Annotated in this window: 20 protein-coding genes; 11 read left to right on the top strand and 9 right to left on the bottom strand. The window is 75.0% G+C overall.

Features of this window, described 5'->3' with window-relative positions; all coding sequences use genetic code 11:
- Positions 1-283: 283 nt before the first annotated feature.
- On the top strand, positions 284-3,814 hold the full coding sequence (mfd, locus tag ACFXGN_RS14150; protein WP_384858003.1) for a transcription-repair coupling factor: 3,531 nt from the start codon (positions 284-286) through the stop codon (positions 3,812-3,814).
- A 207-nt stretch (positions 3,815-4,021) separates the two neighbouring features.
- Here mfd and ACFXGN_RS14145 read toward each other — a convergent pair whose 3' ends face one another.
- The 4 genes from ACFXGN_RS14145 to ACFXGN_RS14130 all read right to left on the bottom strand — a co-directional run bounded on the left by ACFXGN_RS14145 (position 4,022) and on the right by ACFXGN_RS14130 (position 7,134).
- Positions 4,022-4,966, bottom strand: a complete 945-nt coding sequence (locus ACFXGN_RS14145) for a phosphatase PAP2 family protein (protein ID WP_384858000.1) — start codon at positions 4,964-4,966, stop codon at positions 4,022-4,024.
- A 138-nt stretch (positions 4,967-5,104) separates the two neighbouring features.
- Entirely contained in the window at positions 5,105-6,064 is a 960-nt protein-coding gene (locus ACFXGN_RS14140; protein WP_384857999.1) for a hypothetical protein, read from the bottom strand.
- A complete protein-coding gene (locus ACFXGN_RS14135; RefSeq protein ID WP_384857997.1) occupies positions 6,061-6,402 on the bottom strand; it encodes a PadR family transcriptional regulator in 342 nt (113 codons plus the stop codon). The genes ACFXGN_RS14140 and ACFXGN_RS14135 overlap by 4 nt, the downstream gene beginning before the upstream one ends.
- A gap of 114 nt (positions 6,403-6,516) precedes the next feature.
- Complete coding sequence (locus tag ACFXGN_RS14130) at positions 6,517-7,134, bottom strand: TetR/AcrR family transcriptional regulator (RefSeq protein ID WP_384857994.1); 618 nt, start codon at positions 7,132-7,134, stop codon at positions 6,517-6,519.
- A gap of 164 nt (positions 7,135-7,298) precedes the next feature.
- Between ACFXGN_RS14130 and ACFXGN_RS14125 the strand changes: the two genes are divergently transcribed.
- The 3 genes from ACFXGN_RS14125 (at position 7,299) to ACFXGN_RS14115 (ending at position 10,165) form a co-directional block, all read left to right on the top strand.
- Positions 7,299-8,285, top strand: a complete 987-nt coding sequence (locus tag ACFXGN_RS14125) for a hypothetical protein (protein WP_384858539.1) — start codon at positions 7,299-7,301, stop codon at positions 8,283-8,285.
- Between the two features lie 270 nt (positions 8,286-8,555).
- On the top strand, positions 8,556-9,242 hold the full coding sequence (locus ACFXGN_RS14120) for an HNH endonuclease family protein (RefSeq protein WP_384857991.1): 687 nt from the start codon (positions 8,556-8,558) through the stop codon (positions 9,240-9,242).
- 173 nt (positions 9,243-9,415) lie between these two features.
- Positions 9,416-10,165: an N-acetyltransferase gene (locus tag ACFXGN_RS14115; RefSeq protein WP_384857989.1), complete on the top strand. Its 750-nt coding sequence runs from the start codon at positions 9,416-9,418 to the stop codon at positions 10,163-10,165.
- Positions 10,166-10,333: 168 nt separating this feature from the next.
- Here ACFXGN_RS14115 and ACFXGN_RS14110 read toward each other — a convergent pair whose 3' ends face one another.
- Positions 10,334-11,110, bottom strand: a complete 777-nt coding sequence (locus ACFXGN_RS14110; protein ID WP_384857987.1) for a hypothetical protein — start codon at positions 11,108-11,110, stop codon at positions 10,334-10,336.
- Positions 11,111-11,306: 196 nt separating this feature from the next.
- Complete coding sequence (locus tag ACFXGN_RS14105; protein ID WP_384857985.1) at positions 11,307-12,104, bottom strand: DUF4190 domain-containing protein; 798 nt, start codon at positions 12,102-12,104, stop codon at positions 11,307-11,309.
- A gap of 180 nt (positions 12,105-12,284) precedes the next feature.
- Here ACFXGN_RS14105 and ACFXGN_RS14100 point away from each other — a divergent pair, with 180 nt between their 5' ends.
- The 4 genes from ACFXGN_RS14100 (at position 12,285) to ACFXGN_RS14085 (ending at position 17,613) form a co-directional block, all read left to right on the top strand.
- On the top strand, positions 12,285-14,516 hold the full coding sequence (locus tag ACFXGN_RS14100; protein WP_384857982.1) for an N-6 DNA methylase: 2,232 nt from the start codon (positions 12,285-12,287) through the stop codon (positions 14,514-14,516).
- A 181-nt stretch (positions 14,517-14,697) separates the two neighbouring features.
- A complete protein-coding gene (locus ACFXGN_RS14095) occupies positions 14,698-15,306 on the top strand; it encodes a hypothetical protein (RefSeq protein WP_384857979.1) in 609 nt (202 codons plus the stop codon).
- On the top strand, positions 15,303-17,114 hold the full coding sequence (locus tag ACFXGN_RS14090) for a protein kinase (RefSeq protein ID WP_384857977.1): 1,812 nt from the start codon (positions 15,303-15,305) through the stop codon (positions 17,112-17,114). Before ACFXGN_RS14095 ends, ACFXGN_RS14090 begins: the two co-directional genes overlap by 4 nt.
- A 121-nt stretch (positions 17,115-17,235) precedes the next feature.
- Positions 17,236-17,613, top strand: coding sequence for a hypothetical protein (locus ACFXGN_RS14085; protein ID WP_384857975.1), 378 nt, complete (start codon positions 17,236-17,238; stop codon positions 17,611-17,613).
- 459 nt (positions 17,614-18,072) lie between these two features.
- On the opposite strand, the gene ACFXGN_RS14080 is transcribed toward ACFXGN_RS14085, so the two are convergent.
- The 3 genes from ACFXGN_RS14080 to ACFXGN_RS14070 form a co-directional block, all read right to left on the bottom strand.
- Positions 18,073-18,444: a hypothetical protein gene (locus tag ACFXGN_RS14080; protein WP_384857972.1), complete on the bottom strand. Its 372-nt coding sequence runs from the start codon at positions 18,442-18,444 to the stop codon at positions 18,073-18,075.
- Positions 18,441-19,148 carry an RNA polymerase sigma factor gene (locus ACFXGN_RS14075; RefSeq protein ID WP_384857969.1) on the bottom strand — a complete coding sequence of 236 codons (708 nt, stop codon included), beginning with the start codon at positions 19,146-19,148 and terminating at the stop codon, positions 18,441-18,443. Before ACFXGN_RS14075 ends, ACFXGN_RS14080 begins: the two co-directional genes overlap by 4 nt.
- An 81-nt stretch (positions 19,149-19,229) precedes the next feature.
- The gene (locus tag ACFXGN_RS14070; RefSeq protein WP_384857966.1) at positions 19,230-19,640 is read right to left on the bottom strand and encodes a hypothetical protein; all 411 of its coding nucleotides are present in this window, start codon (positions 19,638-19,640) and stop codon (positions 19,230-19,232) included.
- 1,506 nt (positions 19,641-21,146) lie between these two features.
- On the opposite strand from ACFXGN_RS14070, the gene ACFXGN_RS14065 reads away from it, so the two are divergent.
- The 3 genes from ACFXGN_RS14065 (at position 21,147) to fabG (ending at position 23,734) form a co-directional block, all read left to right on the top strand.
- Entirely contained in the window at positions 21,147-22,154 is a 1,008-nt protein-coding gene (locus tag ACFXGN_RS14065; protein WP_384857963.1) for a helix-turn-helix domain-containing protein, read from the top strand.
- Between the two features lie 154 nt (positions 22,155-22,308).
- Positions 22,309-22,821, top strand: a complete 513-nt coding sequence (locus ACFXGN_RS14060; RefSeq protein WP_384857960.1) for a GNAT family N-acetyltransferase — start codon at positions 22,309-22,311, stop codon at positions 22,819-22,821.
- A 121-nt stretch (positions 22,822-22,942) separates the two neighbouring features.
- Entirely contained in the window at positions 22,943-23,734 is a 792-nt protein-coding gene (gene fabG, locus ACFXGN_RS14055) for a 3-oxoacyl-ACP reductase FabG (protein WP_384857957.1), read from the top strand.
- Positions 23,735-23,740: the final 6 nt, after the last annotated feature.

Genomic DNA, 23,740 nt, shown 5'->3' with positions numbered 1-23,740 from the left:
CCGTTCCCGTACGGGTGTCCCCGTACGGGCTTCGCCGTGGGGGCGGGGGCCCTGACCGGACCGGAGCAGTGGCGGGGGCCCTGACCGGACCGGAGCCGGGCCCCCGGGCCCCTTCCGTCACCCGGCCGGAGGCCCCGGACCCCGGTTCACCCCGGCGGCTGTCCGTGCCACGTCGTAGGCTGGGCGCACCGGGCCGTACGCGCCCGGGAGCACCCCGGCCCGTGACCACGTGTCGGGCTGTTCGCGTTGCCCGCCCCCGTCACCCTCCGGGATGGAAAGCTTCATGAGCCTGCACGGCCTGCTCGACGTAGTCGTCAAGGACCCGGCCCTCGCGGAGGCGGTGAAGGCCGCAGCCGACGGCAACCGCCCGCACGTGGACCTGGTCGGACCGGCCGCCGCCCGGCCCTTCGCCGTCGCCGCGCTCGCCCGGGACTCGGGGCGCCCGGTGCTCGCGGTGACCGCGACCGGCCGGGAGGCCGAGGACCTCGCCGCCGCCCTGCGCTCGCTCCTCGACCCCGACACCGTCGCCGAGTTCCCCTCCTGGGAGACCCTGCCGCACGAGCGGCTCTCGCCCCGCTCCGACACCGTCGGCCGTCGCCTCGCGGTGCTGCGCCGCCTCGCCCACCCGCGCTCCGACGACCCGGCGGCCGGACCGGTCAGCGTGGTCGTCGCACCGATCAGGTCCGTGCTCCAGCCGCAGGTCAAGGGCCTCGGCGACCTGGAGCCCGTCGCGCTCAGGTCCGGCGGGACGGCCGATCTGAACGAGATCGTCGAGGGCCTCGCCGCCGCCGCGTACGCGCGCGTGGAGCTGGTCGAGAAGCGCGGCGAGTTCGCCGTGCGCGGCGGCATCCTGGACGTCTTCCCGCCCACCGAGGAGCATCCGCTCCGGGTCGAGTTCTGGGGCGACGACGTCGAGGAGATCCGCTACTTCAAGGTGGCCGACCAGCGGTCCCTGGAGGTCGCCGAGCACGGCCTGTGGGCGCCGCCCTGCCGGGAGCTGCTCCTCACCGACTCCGTACGGGAGCGGGCGGCGGCCCTCGCCGAGGACCACCCCGAGCTGGGCGAACTCCTCGGGAAGATCGCGGAGGGCATCGCCGTCGAGGGCATGGAGTCCCTGGCGCCGGTCCTCGTCGACGACATGGAACTCCTCCTCGACGTGCTGCCGCAGGGCTCCATGGCGGTGGTCTGCGACCCCGAGCGGGTCAGGACCCGGGCCGCCGACCTGGTCGCCACCAGCCAGGAGTTCCTCCAGGCGTCCTGGGCGGCGACGGCGGGCGGCGGCGAGGCCCCGATCGACGTCGACGCGGCCTCCCTGTGGGGGATCGCGGACGTCCGCGACCGGGCCCGCGAGCTGGGCATCGCCTGGTGGTCGGTGTCGCCGTTCGCGGCGGACGAGACCGCCACCGGCGACACCCTCACCCTCGGGATGCGGGCCCCCGAGTCCTACCGGGGCGACACCGCCCGCGCGCTCGCCGACACCAAGGGCTGGCTGTCCGACGGCTGGCGCACGGTCTACGTCACCGAGGCCCACGGCCCCGCCACCCGTACGGTCGAGGTCCTCGGCGGCGAGGGCATCGCCGCCCGGCTCGACACCGACCTGGCGGAGATCTCCCCGGCCGTCGTCCACGTCGTCCGGGGCTCCATCGACCACGGCTTCGTGGACCCGGCGCTGCGCCTCGCGGTCCTCACCGAGACCGACCTGTCCGGCCAGAAGGCGGCGGGCAAGGACGGGCAGCGGATGCCCGCCAAGCGCCGCAAGACCATCGACCCGCTGACCCTGGAGCCCGGCGACTACATCGTGCACGAGCAGCACGGTGTCGGCCGGTACGTGGAGATGGTCCAGCGGACCGTGCAGGACGCCACCCGCGAGTACCTCCTCGTCGAGTACGCCCCCGCCAAGCGCGGGCAGCCCGGCGACCGGCTGTACATCCCCACCGACCAGCTGGAGCAGGTCACCAAGTACGTCGGCGGCGAGGCGCCGACGCTGCACCGGCTCGGCGGCGCCGACTGGACGAAGACCAAGCAGCGCGCGAAGAAGGCCGTCAAGGAGATCGCGGCCGACCTGATCAAGCTGTACTCGGCGCGGATGGCGGCCCCCGGCCACGCCTTCGGCCCCGACACCCCCTGGCAGCGGGAGCTGGAGGACGCCTTCCCGTACGCCGAGACCCCCGACCAGCTGTCCACCATCGCCGAGGTGAAGGAGGACATGGAGAAGACGGTCCCCATGGACCGGCTGATCTGCGGCGACGTCGGCTACGGCAAGACGGAGATCGCGGTGCGGGCCGCGTTCAAGGCGGTGCAGGACGGCAAGCAGGTCGCCGTCCTCGTCCCCACCACCCTGCTCGTGCAGCAGCACTTCGGCACGTTCAGCGAGCGGTACTCCCAGTTCCCGGTGAAGGTGCGGGCGCTGTCCCGGTTCCAGACGGACACCGAGTCGAAGGCGACCCTGGAGGGGCTGCGGGAGGGCTCCGTCGACATCGTCATCGGCACCCACCGGCTGTTCTCGTCCGAGACGAAGTTCAAGGACCTGGGCCTGGTCGTCGTCGACGAGGAGCAGCGCTTCGGCGTCGAGCACAAGGAGCAGCTGAAGAAGCTCCGCGCCAACGTCGACGTCCTCACCATGTCGGCCACCCCCATCCCCCGTACGCTCGAAATGGCCGTCACCGGCATCCGCGAGATGTCCACGATCACCACCCCGCCGGAGGAGCGGCACCCCGTCCTCACCTTCGTCGGACCGTACGAGGAGAAGCAGATCGGCGCCGCCATCCGCCGCGAACTGCTCCGCGAGGGCCAGGTCTTCTACATCCACAACCGGGTCGACTCCATCGACCGGGCGGCGGCCCGGCTGCGGGAGATCGTGCCCGAGGCGCGGATCGCCACGGCCCACGGCCAGATGTCGGAGCAGGCCCTCGAACAGGTCGTCGTCGACTTCTGGGAGAACAAGTTCGACGTCCTCGTGTCCACCACGATCGTCGAGTCCGGCATCGACATCTCCAACGCCAACACCCTGATCGTCGAGCGCGGCGACAACTTCGGGTTGTCGCAGCTGCACCAGCTGCGGGGGCGCGTCGGCCGTGGCCGCGAGCGGGGCTACGCGTACTTCCTCTACCCGCCGGAGAAGCCCCTCACGGAGACCGCGCACGAGCGGCTGGCGACGATCGCCCAGCACACCGAGATGGGCGCGGGCATGTACGTGGCCATGAAGGACCTGGAGATCCGGGGCGCGGGCAATCTGCTCGGCGGCGAGCAGTCCGGCCACATCGCGGGCGTCGGCTTCGACCTGTACGTGCGGATGGTCGGCGAGGCGGTCGCGGACTACCGGGCGCAGATGGAGGGCGTCACCGAGGAGGAGGCACCCCTGGAAGTGAAGATCGAACTTCCGGTCGACGCCCATGTGCCGCACGACTACGCGCCGGGGGAGCGGCTGCGCCTCCAGGCCTACCGGTCGATCGCCGCCGCCAACTCGGAGGAGGACATCAGGGCCGTACGGGAGGAGCTGACCGACCGCTACGGCAAGCTGCCCGAGCCGGTCGAGAACCTCCTCCTGGTCGCGGGCCTGCGGATGCTGGCCCGTGCCTGCGGCGTCGGCGAGATCGTCCTCCAGGGTTCCAACATCCGGTTCGCCCCGGTGGAGCTGCGCGAGTCGCAGGAACTGCGCCTGAAGCGGCTCCACCCGCGCGTGGTCATCAAGCCTGCCGTCCACCAGATCCTGGTGCCGCGCCCGACCGGCGGGAAGATCGGCGGGAAGCCGGTGGTGGGCCGCGAACTGCTCGCCTGGACCGGGGAGTTCCTCACCACGATCCTCGGCGGCTGACGCCCCGGCGCGACCGGCCCGGCCCGGCGCGATGATGGGCGGCGCCCGGCCCGGGGTGCCGCCCGTCCTCCCGTACGGGGGTCACCCGGCCTTCCCGTACGGGGACTGGGTCCGGCCTTCGTCGTACGGGGACTGGGTCCGGCCTTCGTCGTACGGGGGCCGGACCCGGCCTTCGTGTACGGGGCGCCCGGTCCTCGTGTACGGGTGTCAGGGTGCCGTGCGGCCCGTGACGGCCGCCGAGGGGCCGCCGGTGACGGCCGCCGTGCCCCGGGCCGTGGTCAGCCAGAACAGGACCGCGCACAGGAAGCCCGCCGCCGCGAACACCAGCGACTCCAGGAGCGAGTCGTCCCGGGCGCCGGAGAGGAGCGCGACGGCCGCCGCCCCGGCCAGGGCGACCGGGGCCAGGGCGCGGGGGCGCCACGGGGAGGCCGGGGCGTCCCGCTCCGGCAGCAGCCGGGCCGCGACCAGGTAGCAGGCGCAGGCGAGCAGCGTGGAGCCCAGGGAGTCGCTCGACCGGTGGTGGTAGGTCGCCAGGACACCGGAGGCCGCGAAGACCGACCACAGCATCCCGGCCGTGGCGAGGTACGGGCGGACCCGGGGCGGCACGACGAGGAGGGCGCCGAGGACCAGCGCCACGGGCACGGCCGCGTGCCCGCTGGGGAAGCTCGACTCGATCAGCGATTCCTCCGCGCCCACCAGATCGGGGCGGGGCAGGAACATCGAGACCAGTTCCTTGGCCCCGATCGTGACCACGACGGTCGTGACCGCCGCCAACCCCTGCCACCAGCGCCTTCGCAGCACGGCGACGGCCGCGATGAGCGCGGTGCCCACGAACAGGGTGGGCAGGGCGGTCTGCTCCATGGGCGGCAGCGCCCACGATCCGTACTCCCCCCCGGCCACGCCGTAGACCCACGCGGGGATGGCGCCCTGCTCCCCGCTGAACAGGTGGTTCTCCGCCCGCTGCCCGAAGGGCGTGCAGACCGCGACCAGATAGAGCGCCACGAAGGCCAGGAGGCAGAGCGCGGGCGGCAGCCAGGACCGGGCCGCCGGGTCCGGACCGGGCCCGGGTCCGTACCCGGCGTCCGTACGCGCGGACGGGGACGGGGACGCGGACGGAGTCGGAGTCGGAGGCGGGGAGATGTGCTGGGTCATGGCCTTCTCTGTCGGTCGTGGGCGTACGGGCGGCCGGGCGCGGGCCTGGAGGTGCCCTGCTTCTGGCGGCGGGCGGTCGTGGGGCGGGCGGTCGTGGGGCGGGCGGTCGTGGGGCGGGCGGGAGTTCGGCGACAGGTCCTAGTCGAGGAGCGCCCGGTCCCGCCGGTGTCGGGCGGCGACGGCGAGCGCCGGGAGCGGGGCGACGAGCAGCAGGAGGACGACCAGGTCCGGCAGCGAGCGCATGAAGCCGTCGGGCTGGAGGACGATCGCCTGCGTACGGACGAACGCGAACGCCGCCACCGGGATCAGCCACCGGCGGTCACCGGTCGCGGCCGTCGCCACCCACGCGACGACGAGCCCGGCGATCTCCAGGACGAACAGACCGCGCTGGAACGACGGGCTGACCGCGGTGACGTGCAGGGACCCGGCGGTGAACAGGGCGAGCCCGAGGGGCACCAGCCAGCCGTACGAGTGGCGCCGCAGCCGTCCGGGACGGCGGACCGCGAGGACGGCGCAGGCTCCGCACAGCAGCCCGGAGAGCACCAGGTCCTGGGCGGTGAGGGGGGAGCCGAGGCCGTAGTAGCCGAGCCCCTTCTTGCCCTCGTCGCCGAAGAGCGTGCCGTGGGGGAAGGCCGCCCCGGCGTAGACCATCGTGGCGGCGGCGGGCAGCGCGAGCCACGCCCGGCCGCGCAGCAGGGCGACCAGGCAGACCAGCGGGAGCAGCCCGTACGGCAGCAGCCGGGTCCGGGTGCCGGGGCCCTCCGCCCACGGGTACCAGCCCGCGTGGTCGAAGGCGATGGCGTGCTGCCCGGGATCGATCCGCAGCGCCCAGTGCCAGACGTCCTGGAGGTACGGCACGAGGGCGAGCGCGGCCAGGACGAGGGCGGCCAGCTGGATGCCGTCCAGCCACCACGGGCGGGTCCGGTCGTCCACGACGGCGCGGGCGCGGGCCCGCGCCCCGGCGCGGGCGACGGCGGCGAGCTCCCGGGGCGGGGGCCAGGAGCGGCCGGGATACGCCTCGGCGAGGCAGTCCAGCAGCTCCCTTCCCTGCCGGGAGCGGTAGGGCTCGGGGTAGGCCATGAGCAGCAGGCGGTTCACGCGGGGGCCGCCCCGGCCTCCCGCGCGCGGCCGAGGACGAGGGCCGCCGCCTGCCGCATCCGCAGCGCCTCCCGGTCGAGCGCCCCGCCGCCGTCCTCGGTGAGCCGGTAGTAGCGCCGGGCCCGGCCGTCGACGATCTCCTCGTCGCCGGGGGTCACGTAACCGGCCCTCTCCAGCCGTTCCAGCGCGCCGTAGAGGGTGCCGACGGCGATCCTCAGCCGCCCGTCGGTGGCCCGCTCGGCGGCCTTGACGATCCCGTAGCCGTGCAGCGGCCCGTCCAGGAGCGCCGCGAGGATGAAGTACTGCGCTTCCGTCAGGGACGGGCTCTGTCGTGTCATACGGCGAGCATATATCGAGTGCCGAAGTATCTTTTTCAGCCGGGTGGGATCTTTTCGGCCGGGGGGTGGCTCGGACGGCCGGGGGTGTCGTGGGGTATCGCGGGGTGAGTGTGGTCAGCGGGTCGGGGAGTCGTCCGGTCCGTCGTCCGCCTCCGGCGTTCCCGTGCCCCCCGGCGCCCCGGTTCCGAACGTCAGGGCCGTCAGCGCCCGGAACAGTTCCTCCGGGTCCCGGTCCGTCAGCGGGCCGTCCAGGTTGCGGCTGAGGAGCAGGGTCGCGAAGCCGTGCGCGAGGGACCAGGCGGCGATCCCGGCGGTACGGGGGTCGGGGACGTCCGGCAGACCGGTGACGCCGGTACGGAGTTCGGCGGAGGCGCGGTCCTTCGCGGCGACGAGGTCAGGGTCGTCCGCGCGCAGCAGTTCCGGCTGGAACATGACCTGGAAGTGCGCCGGGTGCTCCGTCGCGAAGCGCACGTACCGCACACCGCGTTCGCGCAGCCCGCCGACACCGGCGAGGGCGTCGGCGAGGAGCCCGTACCCCTGCGCGGCGACGGCCGTGAGCAGTCCGGTGCGGTCTCCGAAGTGGTGCGCGGGCGCGGCGTGCGAGACGCCCGCGCGCCGGGCGAGGTCCCGGAGGCTCAGCGCCCCGGGGCCCTCGGCGGCGATGACGCCGAGGGCGGCGGCGAGGACCGCCTGTCGCAGATCGCCGTGGTGGTAGGTGTTCCGTCTCGTCATGGCAGCAGCCTAGCCCTGATCTAGTCATTGACAAGTTACCGGACCCGGCGCAATCTAGTCAGTGTCAAGATGTGGGTCGGAGAGGCCGGAGCCGAGAGGCTTCGGGCCCGAGACCTCGGGCCCGAGATGAGGGAGACGTCGTGGACACCGGACGTGTACGTCAGATGTGGCACCTGCTCGAACCCCTGCACGCGCTGCTGTACTACGCCCCCGAGGCCTTCGGGGAAGCCGCCGCGCTCGGCTACGACACCACCGAGCGCTGGCCCTCCTACTTCGCCTGGCGGGCCGCGCCCCTGGGCCCCGCGGGCCCGGTCCGGGTCGCCTCCGCCTTCCACAGCTTCAGCCCCGGGACGGTCGCCCGGTACGTCCCCGCCGTCTGGGAGACCGCGTCCCCCGTGGAGGTCCTCGCCGCCCGGCTCCGCGCGGTGGACCGCACCTACCGCTCCGTCCTCGGGGCGGACGCCCTGACCGGCCCGGACCTCACCGAGGCGGCGTCCTTGGCCCGCCGCGCGGCGGAGGCGATCGGGGGAGGGGGCGGGGCCACCTGGTCCGCCGATGGCGGTGTTGATGCCGGGGTCGGCGCGACCAGTGGGGCTGGTGAGGACAGCGGGGTCGGTGGGGGCAGTGGGGACAGTGCGCTCAGCGGGACCGGCGGGATCAGCGCGGTCGCCGGGGTCGCCGGGCGCCCGCTCGCCGCCGCCAACGCCGAGCTGCCCTGGACCGGCGTCCCGCACCTCGATCTCTGGCAGGCGGCGACCGTGCTCCGCGAGCACCGGGGGGACGGGCACGTCGCCGCGCTGCTCGCCGCCGGACTCGACCCGGTCGAGTCGCTCGTCTCGTTCGCGGCCGTCGGCGCCGCCCCCGCGCCCGTGTTCGCGAGCCGGGGCTGGACCGGCGCCGCATGGGCCTCCGCCCGCGCCCGTCTGACGGACCGTGGGCTCCTGGCCCCCGACGGAGCCGCCACGGAGGAGGGCCGCGCCCTGCGCGCCGGGATCGAGCGCCGTACGGACGAACTGGCGGCCACCCCCTGGGACGCCCTCGGCCCCGAGGCCACCGCCCGGCTCGCCGAACTCCTCGGCGGCCCCTGGCTCGCCGCGATCGGCTCCGGACTGCTGCCCGCTGAGAACACCCTGGGCATCGGCAAGGTCTGACCCCCGGCGGAGTCACGGAGTCACGGAGTCACCGAGTCATGGGGTCACGGGGTGCGGAGTCGCCGAGTCGCGGAGTGCCGGAGCCGCCGGGCGACGGGTCCGCTGGGACCCGGTTCCCTCAGGCCCCGGTTCCGCCGAGCACCGGAGTCGTCGAGTCGTCGAGTCACCGCGCCACGGGTCCGCCGCGCCGCCGGGTCCGGGGCCTTGGGCCCGTCCGATTCGGGACCAACGGTACGAAGCTCCCGCCGCCGACCGCCCTAGTATTCCGGGGTGCTGACGTATCGACAGACCTTCACCGCCTCGGTGCTCGCCGCCGCCGCGCTCGTCCTGACCGCCTGTTCGCCCGGGACCGGCTCCCCGGGGTCCGGCGGGGATCCGGGCGGGAAGCCCGCCGCGCGCGGCACCGCCCTCGCCGCCGTGGACGCGCTCACCGTCAAGGGCCGCGCCCCGAAGACGGGTTACGCGCGGGAGGAGTTCGGCCGCGCCTGGGCCGACGTGGACGGCAACGGCTGCGGGACCCGGGACGACATCCTCAAACGGGACCTGACCGGCGTCCGGTTCACCGACGGCCGCTGCAAGGTCGCCTCCGGCACCCTCACGGACGACCCGTACACCGGCACCACCGTCCCCTACGTCAGGGGCCGCAGCAAGGTCGACATCGATCATGTCGTGGCGCTCTCCGACGCCTGGCAGAAGGGCGCGCGGAAGTGGGACGCCGACACCCGGCGCCGCTTCGCCAACGACCCGCTCAACCTGCTCGCCGTCGACTCGGTCACCAACCGCCGCAAGTCCGACGGGGACGCGGCGACCTGGCTGCCGCCGAACACCGCCTACCGCTGCACCTATGTGGCCCGGCAGGTCGCGGTGAAGAAGAAGTACGGGGTGTGGGTGACGGCGGGGGAGCGGGACGCGATGAAGCGGGTCCTCGGCACCTGCCCGCAGCAGCGGCTCCCGTAGCCCCCGACGACTTCGGGAGAAACGTTTGCGCGGGAGGACCGGGGCATCGGCCCCTCGGCATCGGTCCCTCGGGATCAGGATCAGGGTCGGGGTCAGGTCGGGATCGGGCGAGCGGCCACGAGGGCGCCGAAAAAACGTTTGTGCAGGTGGAAGACGTTTCCTAGCCTGCCCTCATGGAACTGAAGATCTCGACCCTCGCGGAACGCCCCGAACTGGAGGGGCCGATGTGGGACATGCTCGACCTCTGGCCCGAGTTCATGATGTACGACCCGGTGGGCTGGGCGAACATCGGCCGGATCGTGCGCGAACTCCCGGAGTACGTCCTCGTCGCCACCGACGCCGGGGGCAAGGTCGTCGCACGCGGCTTCAGCGTCCCCTTCCGGCTGGACGCGGACGGCCGCCGCGAACTGCCCTCCCGGGGCTGGGACGAGATCCTGCTCTGGGCGTTCTCCGACCTGAAGCACGGCCGGGAGGCCGACACGGTCAGCGCCATCGAGATCACGGTCGACACCGGTTCCCTCGGCCAGGGACTCTCGCACCGGATGCTGGCGGCCATGCGGGCCAACGCGGCCCGGCGCGGCTTCGCCGAACTCGTCGCGCCCGTCCGCCCCAACGGCAAGCACCTGGAAGCCGGTTCCCCGATCCACGAGTACGCCTTCCGCACCCGTGAGGGCGACGGCCTGCCGCACGACCCGTGGCTCCGCGTCCACGTCCGCGCGGGCGGGACGATCGCGGCGGTCGCCCCGGCGTCCATGACGGTCGCGGGCTCCGTGGAGCAGTGGCGGTCCTGGACGGGCCTGCCCTTCGACACCGACGGCCCGGTCGAGGTGGAGGGCGCCCTCGTCCCCGTCCACTGCGAGGCCACCCGTGGCTACGCCGTCTACGTCGAACCGAACATATGGGTCCGCCACGACCTGACCTGACGGCGGTATCCGGAGAGCCGGAAGGAGAGCCGGGGCCACTCCCCTGTGGTGGCCCCGGCTCTCCCTTTTTCTTTTGTTCGCGCTGTCCCGCTGTCCCGCTGTCCCGCGCTCGTACGGCCCGGCCCCGGCGGGGGCCGTCCCGGCGGTGTGGGTGTCCGTCCCGGGCGGTCAGCCGAGGTCGACGACGTCCTTCGCCCCGGGCGTCTTCGCGACGACCGGTTCGTCGTACCGGGAGAAGGTGATCGTCCCCGGTTCGGTGCCGCCCGTCGTGACCACCTTCAGGAGGTACGGCGTCCCCTCCGTGGCCACGTACGCCGTGTTCGTCTCGCCGCCCCCGGACTCCGTCAGCTTCAGGGCCCTCTGCCCGCCGACGGTGGTCTCCTCGCCCCGCACCGTCCCGGCCGCGCCCTCCTCGAAGTCCGAGACCAGGGCCTTCAGGTCGCAGAGCGCCACCATGTCCCGGGTGTCCGGGTCGCTCACCGGCGACTTCGTCCAGCGGCCCCTGAGCTGCTCCAGGGCCGCGTCCCGCATCTCCGGGCTCTCGTCCTTCAACTCGTCCCGCAGCATGGCCTCGTCGAGACGCAGGTACACGTCCCGGTCGTCGGCCTTCACGATCTCGGCCGTGCCCGCGACGCCGACGCTCAGCGTCCCCACGCACTTCTTCGCGGTGTCGAGGGAGAGACGGGCCTTCAGCGGCTCGCCCCCGGACGTGATGTCCACGGCGACGGTGAGGGACTTCGCCGACTTCGTCGCGGCCATCGCCTTGTCGAGTATCTGCGAGCCGGTCAGGTCCCCGAAGGGGCCCTTCGTCTTCGCGTCGCCACCGGAGGGGCCGCAGGCGGCCGAACCGAGGGCGAGGGCACCGCACAGCAGCGCGACGACGGCCGTATGACGGGTGCGGGTGCGGGTGCGGGTGCGGGTGCGGGCGTGGGGCTGGGGCTGCATGGTGCCGGTGTCTCCGTGAGGGAAGGCGCGGGGGAGGGGAGCGAGGGGGTGCGGGGGGTGCGGGGGATGCGCGGCGGTGTGCCGGGTGCGCCGGGTGTGCAGGGTGGGGCGGTCTCGGGGCGGCGGCGGGCCGGGGGGTCGGCCCGCCCTCCGGGTGCGGGGGCGCCGGGTCGCCGTCCGGTGTGCGGGGGGCCGGTCAGCCGAGCTTCAGGTCCCACTGCGAGGCGTTGTAGTCCCAGCCCGGGTTGACCTCGACGGTCAGGTTCTTCGCGTCCTTCGGGGTGTCGAAGGCGAACGTCACCGTGGCCTTCTTGCCGGGCAGGACGGTGCCCTCGAAGCCCGTGCCGGTCTTGTCGTCGTAGATCTGCTCGGCCGTCACGCTGTTCTTCCCGGCCCGCGCGCTGACCTGGACGAGAGCGGTGTCGAACTTGTCCTTGCCCGCGTTCTCGATGACGACGGTGACCTGGAAGGCCTTGTTGCCCTTGGTGTGGCCGACCGCGAACTCGCCGGGCGCGTACGCCTTCGGGTCCGAGACCGTGACCTTCACGTCGTCGTCGTAGACCGAGGTGTCACCGTCCGCGAGGGCCTTGCCCTTGTCGGGCTTGGCCGTGGAGTCGCCCTTGCCCGCGGGCGCCTCGGCCGACGGGTCCTTCGGGGCCGCGTCCTTGACGGCCTTGTCGATCTCGTCGACCGCGTCGCTGACGGCCGTGACCGTGATGACCAGGCCCACGACCGAGAGGACCAGCGCCGCGAGGCCCAGGACCGCGCCGGTCAGCGTCACTCCCTTGTTGTTCGCCTCGCCCCGCTTCACCCGGCCCTTGCCGACCAGACCCAGGATCAGGGCGATCACGCCCAGGATGCCCGCGAGCCAGAAGAGCAGCGGGATCAGCCCGGCGAGCGTGCCGATGATGCCGAGGATCAGCGCGGCGGTGCCGAGCCCGTTGCGCATCGCCGCGTGCGGTGCGGCGGGCGGGACCTGAGTGTCGTACGACATGAGTGTGTCCTCCCGGACGGAGAAGATGTCTGGCGCGATGGGTCAATCACAGCAGAGCCTGTGAACCGAGTCAACACGGTTCACGAAAAACGGATCGGCTCACGCTGTGAAGTGGTGCGGAATGTGTTCGTCGGTAAGATCGGAGTCACACAAGGACACGCCAGCGGACGAGCCAGGGAGATGGACCAGGTGCCGGAGAGCGCAGCAGAGCCGGGAGCGACAGAGGTCACTGCCGCCGGGATCGCCCGGCTCGCCGGGGTCGGGCGGGCCGCCGTCAGCAACTGGCGGCGCCGCCACCCCGACTTCCCCAAGCCCGTGGGCGGCACGGAGACCAGCCCCTCCTTCGCCCTCGCCGAGATCGAACGCTGGCTCCGCGACCAGGGAAAACTGGCCGAGGTCCCGCTCCGCGAGCGCGTCTGGCAGCAGATCGCGGGCCACCCGGAGGGCGCGGTCACCGCCCTCGTCCACGCGGGCTGCGGGCTCCTGCTCGTACGGAACCGGTCGGCGGCCTGGCCCTCGCTCGCCGAGCTTCCCGACGCCCGGCTGGTGGAGGTGCTGCCGGTCGCCCTGGAGGAGACGCTCACCGAGCGCCTCGGCCCCGAGCGCCCCGTCCACACCCCCACCGCGCCCGCGCTCGCCCCTTCCCTCCCCCTGCTGCGGGGGGTCGCCGAACTGGCGGCGGAGACCGGCGTCCGCGAGACCTTCGAGTTCCTGCTCGGCCGCCACCTCGACGCCAACCCGCGCCAGTACACGCTCACTCCGCCGGGACCCGCCGCCCTCATGGCGGCCCTCGCGGGCGCCGCTCCCCGCACCGGCCGGGACACCCCCACCGCCGGGACCGCCACCGCGCCCGGCACCCCCACGAGCACCACAGGCACCACGAGTACAGGCGCCACCGGCACCACGAGCGCGGAGGACGGCCCGGCCGGACCCCCCGCCGGACCCCCCCTCACCGTCCTCGACCCCGCCTGCGGCACCGGGAGCCTGCTCAGCGCGGTCGGACGGCCCGGCGCCGTCTGCGGGCAGGACGCCGACCCCGAACTCGCCGCGCTGACCGCCCTGCGCCTCGCGCTCTCCGCCGGGGCCGAAGCCGACATCCGCGTCCGGTCCGGGGACAGCCTGCGCGCCGACGGCTTCCCCGCCCTGGCCGCCGACGCGGTCCTCTGCCACCCGCCGTTCAACGAACGCAACTGGGGCCACGACGAACTCGCCTACGACCCGCGCTGGGAGTACGGCTTCCCGGCCCGCACCGAGTCCGAACTCGCCTGGGTCCAGCACTCCCTGGCCCGGCTCCGCCCCGGCGGCACTGCCGTCCTCCTGATGCCGCCCGCCGCCGCGTCCCGCCGCTCGGGCCGCCGCGTCCGCGCCGACCTGCTCCGCCGGGGCGCCCTGCGGGCCGTCGTCGCCCTGCCGGCCGGTGCCGCGCCCCCGTACGGCGTCCCGCTGCACCTGTGGGTGCTGCGCAGGCCCGTCCCGGGCGCCCGCCCGCCCGCCGAACTCCTCCTCGTCGACACCGCCTCCGAACACACCGGCCAGGGCAGGGACGGCCAGGGCCGCGACCGGCTCGACTGGCCCTCGGTCCGCGCCGCGGTGCTGGCGGCCTGGACGCCGTTCGACCGGGACGGGACCGTGCCGGAGGAGCCCGGGGCCAGCCGCTCCGTCCCCGTGATCGAACTGCTCGACGACGACGTGGACCTGGCCCCCGCCCGGCACCTGCCGCCCCCCGTCGCCGCCGAGGGCGCGACCCAGCTGGCCGGGGTCCGCGAACGCCTCACGGAGACCCTGCTCCGCACCCGGGAACTCACCCCGCCGCCGGTCACCGGACCCGCGGGCCCCGCCGGACCCGGCCGCCCCGCCACCACCGTCGGCGAACTCGCCCGCGCGGGCGCCCTGACGCTCCACGCGGGCGGCACGGGCACCGCCCCCGCCGGTGCTTCCGTCGCCGTCCTCACCGACCACGACGTCCTGGCCGGACAGCCGCCGACCGGCATCCTGCCCGACGGCCCGCCCGAGGAGCCCGTCCTGCTGGCCGCCGGTGACGTGGTCGTCCCGGTCCTCGGCGGCGGCGCGGCCGTCCGGGTCGTGGACGCCGCCACGGCGGGCGCCGCCCTCGGCCGCAACCTCCAACTGCTGCGCCCCGACCCCTCGGCGCTCGACCCCTGGTTCCTCGCGGGCTTCCTCCGGGCCACCGGCAACAACCGCCGGGCCAGCAGCTACGCCTCCACGGCGACCCGGCTCGACGTCCGCCGCCTCCAACTGCCCCGCCTGCCCCTGGCGCAACAGCGCCGCTTCGGCGAGCGGTTCCGCGCCCTCGCCGCGTTCGAGGACGCCCTGCGGGAGGCCTCCCGGCTCGGCGACCAGCTCGTCCAGGGCCTGTACGACGGCCTCGCGGACGGCACCGTGGAGCCCTGACCCCGGGGGACCGGCCGGAGCGGACGGCGGTCCGGCATGGCGGTGTCCCGTACGGGGGTCTCGTACGGGACACCCCTACGGGGCCCCGTACAACGGTTCGGCACAACGTCGAACCGTTGTCCGTCCCGGTGTATACGCTCGTCTCCGCACCCCAGATCCGTCCGAGCAGGAGCAGCAGGAGATGTACGGCCCTCCCCAGGCCCCGCAGGGCCCGCCGCCCCCGTCGGCGCCGTCCCCCCGGAAGCCCGCCCCCCGAGGGCTCGTCCCGCTGCGCGTGCTGTTCTGCGCGCTGGCCCTGCTCAGCTGCGGTTTCCTCGGCTGGGCGCCGCTGCTGCGGCTCGCGGTCGTGACCCGCAGGACGGCGGACTGGGCGCTGTTCGGGATCGCGCTGCTCGGATCGGCCGCGCTCTTCGCGTACATGGTGGCCACCGCCGACGAGAAGGAGGTCGGCGGAGTGGAGGCCTTCCTCGGCGTCGGCACGATGGTCCTCCTGGCGGCGGGCTCCCTCACGTACTACCTGGTGGCGGAGATCCGCCACTTCGACCGGGCGCGGACCGCGCTCCCGCACCGGCCGCCGCTCGGGTACGACCCCGCCACCGCCGCCACCGTGCCCAGCGGCGGGCCCGCGCCCCTGAACCCGTACACCGCCGAGCCGCCCCCCGCGCACGCCGTCCCTCCGCCCCGGATCCAGCAGGTCCGCGCCGAGCTGGACGAACTGAGCGACCTCCTCCGCCGGGACGACCGCCGCGACGACGCCCGCCGCGACGGCCCCGGCGACGGCCGGGCGTGAACGGGCGGGTCGTCGGCGGGCGGTACGAGCTCGCCACCGTCATCGGACAGGGCGGCATGGGGCAGGTCTGGACCGCGTACGACGGACGGCTCGACCGCCGGGTCGCGGTGAAGCTGCTCCGGCCCGCCACCCTGAGCGGCCCGGCGACCGCCGCCGACGAACTGCGCCGCCGTTTCGTACGGGAGTGCCGGGTGACCGCGCAGGTCGACCACCCCGGTCTGGTCACCGTGCACGACGCGGGCAGCGAGGGCGACGACCTGTACCTCGTCATGCAGTACGTGGCGGGCGCCGACCTCGCGGACCACCTCGCCGAGCACGACCCCTACCCGTGGGAGTGGGCCGTCTGCGTCGCCGCGCAGCTGTGCGCGGTGCTCGCCGCGGTGCACGCGGTGCCGATCGTGCACCGGGACCTCAAGCCGCGGAACGTGATGGTCCGTCCGGACGGCTCGCTCGTCGTCCTCGACCTCGGTGTCGCCTCCGTCCTCGACGCCGACACCACCCGCCTCACGCAGACCGGCTCCCCCATCGGCAGCCCCGCCTACATGGCGCCCGAGCAGGCCATGGGCGGCGCGGTGGGCCCCTCCACCGACCTGTACGCGCTCGGCGTGCTCCTCCACGAACTCCTCAGCGGGAACGTGCCGTTCGCCGGGTCCACCGCGCTCGGGGTCCTCCACCGGCACCTGTACGAGCCGCCCGCGCCGCTCAGGGGGCTGCGGCCCGAGGTGCCCGAGGCCCTGGAGTCCCTCGTCCTGCGACTGCTCGCCAAGGACCCCGGGGAGCGCCCCTCCGGCGCCCACGAGGTGTACGAGCACCTGCTGCCGCTGCTCCCGGCGCGCGGGGCGCCGGTGGGCCCGATGGACCCGACCCGGCCGTTCCTCCGCCCGCACGCGCCGTGGCCGGACCGCCCGACGGCCCCGACGGACGGTCCGCCGACGGCCCCACCGCACCTGACGGCCCCGCCACGGACGGGACTCGCGCCGGGCTTCCCGGCATCTGCCCCTGCACCTGTCCCGGCCCCTGTACCTGTCCCGGCATCGGCCCCGAGTCCGGCCCCGGGTCCTCCGGTCCCGCTTTACGACACCGGGTCCGCCGCTCCCTTCCCGGCCGTTCCCGCGCCCCTGGCGTGGCCCGTGGCCCCGCCCGCCGACCCGCGCGCGGACCCGGCCGTCCCACCGGCCGCCACCCCGTCCCCCGATCCCCGTACGGGTCCGGGCGCCGCCCCGGGGACGTACCGGCAGGCGCCCGCGCCGCTCGACGTGGCCGCCGCCGTCGACGAGGTCAAGCGGCTGCTCGGCGAGGGTTCGCTGACCCAGGCGGTGGACGTCCTCGGCGGGATCCTGCCGGTCGCCGCCGCCCAGCACGGCGAGGGTTCGCCGGTCGTCCGCATCCTGCGCAAGCAGTACGCCTCGACGCTCCTCGACGACGGCCAGTACCGGCGGGCGCTGCCGGAGCTGCGCCGCCTCACGGCCGACCGGGAGGCGGAAGCGGGCCCGGCCGACCCGCAGGCCGTACGGTTCCGCTACGACGCGGCGCTCTGTCTGGAGCAGTTGGGGGAGACGGCCGGGGCGCTCGCGGAGTTCCGCGCGGTGCTGCCGCACTTCGAGCGCGAGGGGGACACCGCGCGCTCCTTCGACGTCCGGCAGCGGATCGGGCTGCTCCTGGTGGCGACGGGCCGGTACCCGGCGGGCCAGGACGCGCTTCAGCGCCTGCTGTTCGACACCGAACGGGCCTACGGCCCCTACCACCCGCTCCCGGTGGAGCTGCGCCGGACCCTGGAGCACCAGCGGCAACTGGGCCCGCGTCCCTGACGGTCCGGCAGGGTCACGACTCGGCAAATGATCGAGAAGTGGATCTTCGTGATCCCTTTTGTCTTTTTTGGTGGATGTAGCGTTCGCGTCTGATCATGCCCACGTCTCCAAGGAATCCCTCATGACGACGCCGCCCGCGCCCTTCACTCCCGAGCAGCCCGCCCCCGCGAAGAAGAGCGCCGCGCTCCTGAAGAAGGTCGGCGGAGTCGTGGTCGCCATCGCCGTGGCCCTCGCCGTCAAGCTCGGTCTGCCCCATCTGACCGGCGACGCCCCGGTCCACGCCAAGGCCGGCGAGTGCGTCACCGTCACCGGACCGGACGACGACCCGAAGGTCGACACCACGGACTGCGGCTCCGGGAAGGCCGACCTGTTCAAGGTCGTCAAGGTCATCGACGACACCTTCGACGTGAACAAGTGCGGCGGTCAGCTCTCCGCGCTCGCCCAGCAGTTGGATTCGGACAAGTTCGTCCTCTGCCTCGAAGCGGTCCCCGCCGCGTGACGCCAGGGGCGGCGGCGGACTGGTGACGGGTGGCCCGGCGGCGGACGCGAGGGGCGGGACGACCCGCATTCGCATTCGCACCCGCACCTGTCCCGGGGGGAATCTCCCGATGCCCACGCCTATGCCTATGCCCATGCCCGCGCCACCGCCGCCACTGCCGTCGCCACCGGCCGGAACCGGATCGCCGCCGTCGTGACCCGGCCGGACGTCCGAGGGGAGACGGGCACCCGCGTCCTGCGGGACCACCTCGCCCCCCCCGGGGTGACACCGTCGTCCCCCTCGATGCGGCGGCGCTCGACCCGGGCGCCCCGTACGACGCGCTCGTCGGGTACGGAGTCGACGCGCTCCTTCTCCGGGCGGGCCATCCGGACCCGGCGGTGCCGGTCGTCCGGGTGCCCGTCCAGGTAGTCGACCGGGACCCGGCCGCCCCGCCCCGCCCCGTCAACTCTGGGCGTCGGCTCAGAACGTCCGTACCGGACCCGGCGAGGTCTCGCCCGGCTGTACGGAGGGCGCGACCGGCGCCGGTCGCGGGGTCTGTGACACCGGGCGTTCCACCGTGCCGGGCGGCCGGGCGGGCGGCTCGGGCACCGGAGGCCCGGCCGGGCCGGGGGACAGGACGAGCAGATACGCGGCGGCCACCGCGACCGCCGCCCCGAACCCGGCGACGGCCAGCCCGCGCACCCGGTGCGTCCCCCAGGCCCGGCCCCGGGGGGGCTCGTCGCGGCGCAGCTCGCGATGGGTGACGAGGGCCGCGCGTGCGGTGAACGCGGCCCGCAGCCGCTCCTCGGTGGCGGAACGCCGCTCCTCGGCGGACGGGCTCCCGGGTCTCATCGGTCCGTCTCCGGCATCGTCAGTCTCTTCTCCAGGGCGTCGAGCGCCCGGCTCGCGGTGGACTTGACCGTGCCGCGCGAAAGCCCGAGCGTCCGCGCGATCTGCTCCTCGGTCAGCTCCGACCAGTAGCGCAGCACGAGGACCTCGCGCTGGCGGCGGGTCAGCAGGGCGAGGGCGTCGAGCACCCGCCGGTGCTCCTCGGCGAGCAGCAGCCCCTCGTCGACGGGTGCCCCGGCGCCCGGGTGCGGCGGGGTGTACGCGCGCGCGGTGCGGCGCCTGCGCAGTACGGAGCGGGCGGCGTTGACCACGGCGGTGTGCAGGTACGCCCCCGGGTCCCTGAGCCCGCCCAGGGCGGTGCCGTGGCTGCGGCACAGGGCCGTGAACGCGTCCTGGACGACGTCCTCCGCCGTGTGCAGGTCGTCCACGAGGAACAGCGCGAGCCGCACCATGTCGAGCCGCCGCGCCTGGTACAGCTCGGTGAGCGAGGGCGGCGGCTCCTGGCCGTACGCGGTCCCGGGACCGTACGCGGGAGGCGGCCCGGTGTCGTACGGACGCGTCCGGCCCGGCGGGGGGCCGACCGCGCGCAGACGGCGGGCGAACCCCCGGCCGGGCGCGGGCGCGTCAGCGGTCCGGGACGCGCGGGTGAGCAGCCGGGACCACCAGGGTCGCGGGGCGGGGAAGGGTGCGGGTACGGCGTACGACAACGGCGGGGTCCTCGATCGGTCCGGTGCGGAAGGGGGAGCGGGCCGGGCCCGGCCCGCTCCCCCGGGAACCACCGCTCGCCGCTACTTGCCGACGCCGGTGCCGGGCTTGACGACCTGCGGCGCGACCCCGGCCGGTGCGGGAGTGACGACCGTACCGCCGTCGGCCGGGACGGGCGCCGGGGTCGGCTTGACGGCGACGGGGGCGCGGGTCGGCTCCACGGCCGGGGCGGGCGCCGGGGCGACCTTGCCCGGGACGGACTTGCCCGGGGTGACGACGCTCGGGGCGGCGGCGGGCTCGGCGGACGCGGGCTTCGAAACGGCGGGCGCGGCGCTGTCCGACGCGGTGGCCGGGGCCGGAGCCGGGGCGGGCTTCACGCCGGAGTCGGCGAACGCCTGCGCGGCGAAGCCGCCGCCGAGGAGCAGGGCGGCACCGGCGACGACACCCAGGACACGGTGACGGGGGCGGCGGATCCGCGTGGAGTGGCTGGTCATGGGGTTCTCCCGAGAAGTGGATCGGAGACACGGTCTGGTGGAGCGGTGAAGGGCGCCTTCACCCCACCAGACGTGCGGCACCCCCCGGGGTTGCGGCCGTCACCGGAAAACTTTCGAAGAGCGTTCGGCGGGCCCCCTCGGTCGTGGCCGGTGGGCGAAGGGGCCGGGCGGGGCGGACCCGGAAGGATCGGGCCCGGAAGGATCGGGCCCGGCGGGGACCCCGCTGCGGGGGACGCCGTGTTCCGGAGTGCGGGGACCCCGTTCCGGAGCGTCAGGACCCGCTGTGGGGGGACATCGCGCCCGCAGCGCCGGGCCCCCGCCGGGAGAGGCTGTCCCGCTCCGGAGCGTCGGGACCCGCTGTGGGGGGACGCCGTGCTCCGGAGCGTCGGGACCCGCTGTGGGGGGACATCGCGCCCGCAGCGCCGGGCCCCCGCCGGGAGAGGCCGCCCCGCTCCGGAGCACCGGGACCCCGTCGTGCGAGGACATCGCGCTCCGGAGCGCCGGGACCCCGTTCCGGAGCGTCAGCCCCCGCCGAGAGAGGCCGCCCCGCTCCAGAGCACCAGGCCCCCGTCGTGCGAGGACACCCCGCTCCGCAGCGCCGAGCCCCCGCCGGGAGGAGCCGCCGCGCCGGAGGTGGGGCCGTCGTCATCCGGACGCTCCCGTCGGAGGGCCGCCCCGGACGCGGCACCGGAACGGAGCGCGTCCCGGCCGCTCTCCGTCGTTCTCCGCCGCCGGGGTCCCGCTGGTGACCCGGGCGGTCCTCGTCGAGGTGACGGACTCGTGCCCGGTCGCGGCCCCGGGCGCGGGAGCGCCGGGCACGGCGGAACGGCGACGGCACGGGCGCGACGACCCGGCTCCCGGCCCGGCTCCCGGCCCGGCCGGAGGGCGACGGAGAGCGGTCGGGCCCGCGCGCGAGTCGGCCCACGGGGCGGCGGGGCGGGGCCGCGCCCCCACGGCCCTTCCGCCGCCGTGCCGCGGCTGTCCCGGCGAGGCGGGGAAACCGGTCTACCATCGCCCGCGCCCGCGCGGGCCACACCGGGGTCCGGGGGGAACGGCCCGCGCGGACACCGGTCACCGGCCGACGGCGGCACCCGATCCGGAACGGGCTCGATCACCTCGCCGGAGGAGGGCAGTTGGGAGATCGCGGCGCCTGATCCGGGGCGCGGCCGGAGGCGGAGGACCCGGCTCGGGCGGCGGCGCCCGGGGAGACCGGCGCCGGGGAGTCCGGGGCGGGCGCGCCCCTCGCCGCGTACGGCACCGTCCCCGCCCGGCGCCCGGCCCACCCGCAGCTCCACCCGCGCTCCCGGCGGTCGGCGCGGCGGATTTCCGCCACACCGAGGGGCCCGGGCCCGCCGGGGAGCGGCGGACCGGCCGGGCGGCCGTGGCCGGGTGAGTGGCCCCCGGGCGGGCGGATCGCGCCACACGCCGGTCAACCCCCGCGACGAACGGGAACGCGTCGATGCATTCTGGCCACCAGGAGCATGACCGAGTCCGGGGGAGCGCGCGATGTGGTCAGTGGTGTCGTCGGGGGAACTGCCCGACCGGGAGCGGTTCGAGTGGTTCGCGGACATGATCTCCCGCGAGGTCATGCCCACCGCCCTGACCAGCGAACGCCCCGAGGAGTTCACGGCCGACGTGGCCCTGCTCGACCTCGGGGGCGTCCAGCTCTCCAAGGTCGCCTACTCCCCGCTGCGGTCCCGCAGGACACCCGCCCTGATCCGGCGCGGCGACCCCGAGCAGTACCAGCTCGGACTGGTCACCCGGGGCGCCATGACCCTCGACCAGAACGGCAACGACTGCGCGGCGGAGGCCGGGGACCTCGTCTTCTGGGACACCTCCCGGCCCTCCGACGCCCGGTACGTCTCCGAGGGCGACCCGGGGCAGCTCGTCATCCTCCAACTGCCGCGCGACGCGCTGCCGCTGCGCGCCGGGCGGCTGGACGGGATGCTCGCCCACCGGATGTCCGGCCGGAGCGGGGTGGGCGCCGTCCTCGTCGACTTCCTGCGCTCGCTCGTCACCCACGGCGGCGGGTGCGCCCCGGAGGAACTGGCCCGGCTCGGCGCCACCGCGATCGACCTGGCGGCGGCCTGCCTCGCGGGGCACGCGGACGCCGAGGACCGGCTTCCGGCCGAGGTGCGCTCCCGGGCGCTGCTCCGCCGCGTCCATCTCTTCATCGAGTACAACCTCGGCGACCCGGAGCTGACCCCCGCCGTCGTGGCCGCCCACCACAACCTCTCGGTGCGCAGCCTCCACCAGTTGTTCAAGGGCGAGGGGGAGACCGTCCAGGCGCGCATCCGGCGCCGCCGTCTGGAGCGGTGCCGGGACGACCTCGCGAGTCCCGAACTGCTCGCCCACCCGGTGCAGGCCATCGCCGCGCGCCGGGGGTTCAGCGGCCCCGCCGTCTTCAGCCGCGCCTTCCGCGAGGCGTACGGGGTCAGCCCCACCGAATTCCGTGCGCTGAGGATCAAGGAGGCCCGCGCTCCGCGCACACCGGGCGGAGCGTCCCGTTCCTAGGCTGGAACCGCAGGCGAACCGCCGGACGGAGCACGGGGGGAGGGATGCGCGACAATGAGGACCACCAACGTTGGTCAGGGGGTCTGGGACCTCAGAGCCTGAGCAGTACGCGGTGCCGCCGACACCGGAGAAGAACCCCGCACGGGACACCGCCGTGAGGGACACCGCCGTGCGGACCCGGCGGCTCGACCTGACGCCTCTCGCCGTCGCCGACGCGGACGAGATGTCCGAGGTCCTCGCCGACCCCGCACTGCACCTCTTCATCGGCGGCGCCCCGCTCTCCCGGGCCGGACTCCTGGCCCGGTACGAGCGGCTGGCCGCCGGTTCGCCCGACCCCGCGACGGTGTGGGCGAACTGGACGGTCCGCCTGCGCTCCGACGGCCGGGCGGCCGGCACGGTCCAGGCCACCGTCACCGACGACGGCCGGACCGCCGAGATCTCCTGGGTGATCGGGACGCCCTGGCAGGGCCGGGGATTCGCGGTCGAGGCCGCGACGGGCCTGGTGGGGCTGCTGGCCGACCGGGGCGTCGGGACGGTCCTCGCCCACATCCACCCCGAGCACACGGCCTCCGCCGCCGTCGCCCGCGCCGCCGGACTCGCCCCGACCGGCGAGGAGCAGGACGGCGAGGTCCGCTGGGAGCTCCACCTGCCCGGGGCCGCCCGCTGACGGGACGGGACCCGTACGGGGCCGTGGCCGGAAGTCCCTCCCGGAGCGCGGCGCCCGCCCTACGATGACCCTCCGGCGGCGCGGGCCGGAGGAGGCCCGGCGGAAGGGACGACGACACCCCATGACGTTCACCCGGTGGGAGAACCGGTCGGTCCTCGTGACCGGCGGCACCCGAGGCATCGGACGAGGCATCGCGGAGCTGTTCGCCCGCAGCGGCGCGGCGGTCGCGCTCACGGGCCGGGACGCCCGCGCGGCGGCCGGGGCGGCGGCGGAGATCGCGGACGCCACCGGCGGAAGGGTCACCGGTCTGGGGGCGGACCTGCGCGACCCCGACGCGGTGGAGGAGATGGCCGCGGAGGCGGAGCGCCGCCACGGACACCTGGACGTGCTGTGCGCGAACGCCGGGATCTTCCCCGAGAAGCCGCTGCGCGAGATGACCGCCGCCGACATCGACGAGGTCCTGGGCGTCAACCTGCGCGGCTCGATCCTGGCCGTACGGGCCTGTCTGCCCGCGATGGAACGCGCCGGGCACGGCCGGGTCGTCCTCACCTCCTCGATCACCGGCCCCACCACCGGCTACAGCGGCTGGTCGCACTACGGCGCCAGCAAGGCGGGACAGCTCGGCTTCCTGCGCGGCGCGGCCCTGGAACTGGCGCCGCTGCGGATCACCGTGAACGCGGTCCTGCCGGGCAACGTCCGCACCGAGGGCCTGGACGCGCTGGGCGAGGAGTACCTGAGCCGGATGACCGCCTCGATCCCGGTCGGACGGCTGGGAGAGCCGGAGGACATCGCCCACGCCGTGCGCTTCCTCGCCTCGGACGAAGCCGCCTTCATCACCGGACAGACCCTCACCGTCGACGGCGGCCAGACGGTCCCCGAATCCCTCGACGCGCTGTCCCCCGGCACCCCCTGACCCCGG

Source organism: Streptomyces sp. NPDC059247, from assembly GCF_042754005.1.
Lineage (GTDB): Bacteria > Actinomycetota > Actinomycetes > Streptomycetales > Streptomycetaceae > Streptomyces.
The sequence above is the reverse complement of the archived record's forward strand: the minus strand, read 5'-3'. Positions and strand labels throughout refer to the sequence as shown.

Bases quoted from the DNA above. Each gene is read 5' to 3' on its own strand.
- ACFXGN_RS14095 (WP_384857979.1), top strand. From the start codon at position 14,698: ATGTACGGCCCTCCCCAGGCCCCGCAGGGCCCGCCGCCCCCGTCGGCG.
- ACFXGN_RS14110 (WP_384857987.1), bottom strand. From the start codon at position 11,110: ATGCAGCCCCAGCCCCACGCCCGCACCCGCACCCGCACCCGCACCCGC.
- ACFXGN_RS14145 (WP_384858000.1), bottom strand. From the start codon at position 4,966: ATGACCCAGCACATCTCCCCGCCTCCGACTCCGACTCCGTCCGCGTCC.
- ACFXGN_RS14065 (WP_384857963.1), top strand. From the start codon at position 21,147: ATGTGGTCAGTGGTGTCGTCGGGGGAACTGCCCGACCGGGAGCGGTTC.
- ACFXGN_RS14115 (WP_384857989.1), top strand. From the start codon at position 9,416: ATGGAACTGAAGATCTCGACCCTCGCGGAACGCCCCGAACTGGAGGGG.
- ACFXGN_RS14085 (WP_384857975.1), top strand. From the start codon at position 17,236: ATGACGACGCCGCCCGCGCCCTTCACTCCCGAGCAGCCCGCCCCCGCG.
- fabG (WP_384857957.1), top strand. From the start codon at position 22,943: ATGACGTTCACCCGGTGGGAGAACCGGTCGGTCCTCGTGACCGGCGGC.
- ACFXGN_RS14135 (WP_384857997.1), bottom strand. From the start codon at position 6,402: ATGACACGACAGAGCCCGTCCCTGACGGAAGCGCAGTACTTCATCCTC.
- ACFXGN_RS14130 (WP_384857994.1), bottom strand. From the start codon at position 7,134: ATGACGAGACGGAACACCTACCACCACGGCGATCTGCGACAGGCGGTC.
- ACFXGN_RS14070 (WP_384857966.1), bottom strand. From the start codon at position 19,640: ATGACCAGCCACTCCACGCGGATCCGCCGCCCCCGTCACCGTGTCCTG.
- ACFXGN_RS14080 (WP_384857972.1), bottom strand. From the start codon at position 18,444: ATGAGACCCGGGAGCCCGTCCGCCGAGGAGCGGCGTTCCGCCACCGAG.
- ACFXGN_RS14105 (WP_384857985.1), bottom strand. From the start codon at position 12,104: ATGTCGTACGACACTCAGGTCCCGCCCGCCGCACCGCACGCGGCGATG.
- mfd (WP_384858003.1), top strand. From the start codon at position 284: ATGAGCCTGCACGGCCTGCTCGACGTAGTCGTCAAGGACCCGGCCCTC.
- ACFXGN_RS14100 (WP_384857982.1), top strand. From the start codon at position 12,285: ATGGACCAGGTGCCGGAGAGCGCAGCAGAGCCGGGAGCGACAGAGGTC.
- ACFXGN_RS14125 (WP_384858539.1), top strand. From the start codon at position 7,299: ATGTGGCACCTGCTCGAACCCCTGCACGCGCTGCTGTACTACGCCCCC.